The 1056-nt window shown below is 43.6% G+C and carries 2 protein-coding genes; both read right to left on the reverse strand.

The window, feature by feature from the left end; translation table 11 throughout:
• On the reverse strand, window positions 1–376 hold a 376-nt coding region (locus A3735_RS27635; protein ID WP_197486101.1), incomplete at its 3' end, for an adenylosuccinate synthetase.
• A 114-nt stretch (window positions 377–490) separates the two neighbouring features.
• On the reverse strand, window positions 491–1056 hold a 566-nt coding region (locus A3735_RS27640), incomplete at its 5' end, for an ATP phosphoribosyltransferase regulatory subunit (protein WP_197486102.1).

Consider the following 1056-nt stretch of genomic DNA (forward strand, 5'->3'; position numbering starts at 1 on the left):
TATCAGCACCTTTCGCTATCTCTCGCGCTTGATCAAGCGCAACGTGATAAGGCAAAATTAATGGGCAAGCCAAACTCAGCTTTAAGCGCTCCTTAACCGGCACACCTTTTTCTTCAAGTTCAGTCATTTCCTTGATAAGAGCATCAGGAGCAAGCACGACGCCATTACCAATCAGACAAGTAACGTTATCACGTAGAATTCCGGAAGGAATCAAATGTAATACTGTCTTTTCCCCGTCAATTACCAGTGTATGACCGGCATTATGGCCACCCTGGAATCGCGCTACCGTCGCAACCTGATCTGTTAATAAGTCAACGATTTTACCTTTGCCTTCGTCACCCCATTGGGTGCCCAAAATGACAACATTCTTACCCATAACTTCTCTTCTCATAGAAAAAGCACAATGCTTTTATTGCTAATTGCCAGCTAAACAAGATACTGACAAGCCTTTAAACTGAATGGACCGCTATCTTAGCCGCCCGAAATAACACTAGCCAACAGGCTCAAGAGCCCATTGTTGATCTTTTAATACCAGCTGTTTGCTACAAGAATACCCTTTCGCAGTATCTGCAGCATTTAACGCTTGAACTACCTGATAGGACTTACGTAGCGCTGCTACCTCACTATGCAATTTTTTATCATCAGACAGAGGTGCAAAGACTCTTTCCTTTTCAGGCGTTTCTGCAGCCAAGCTAGAGACTTTCAAAATAGCTTTTAGATCTGCGCTAAAGCCGGTAGCAGGACGCGAACGTTCGTCCCGACCATGATCAAAACCTTTACCGATATCATCGTAGCGGCCACCTTTCGCTAAGGCATATCCATAACCCAAGCTGAACGCTGAAAACAAAATACCAGTATGATAGCTGTATCCACGTAACTCACAAAAATCGATCCCGATTTCAACACCATCAAAACGAAGCTGAATTTGATCAATAATTCTCTGCAGCTCAGCAATAGCGGAAACAATACCTTCGTTAGCGCTTAGCTTTAAACGCTCAACACTTTGACGAATTTTTTCTAGAGACTCAACACCACCACTTAGGTTGGCAATATCTC

This window comes from Oleiphilus sp. HI0061 (assembly GCF_001635675.1).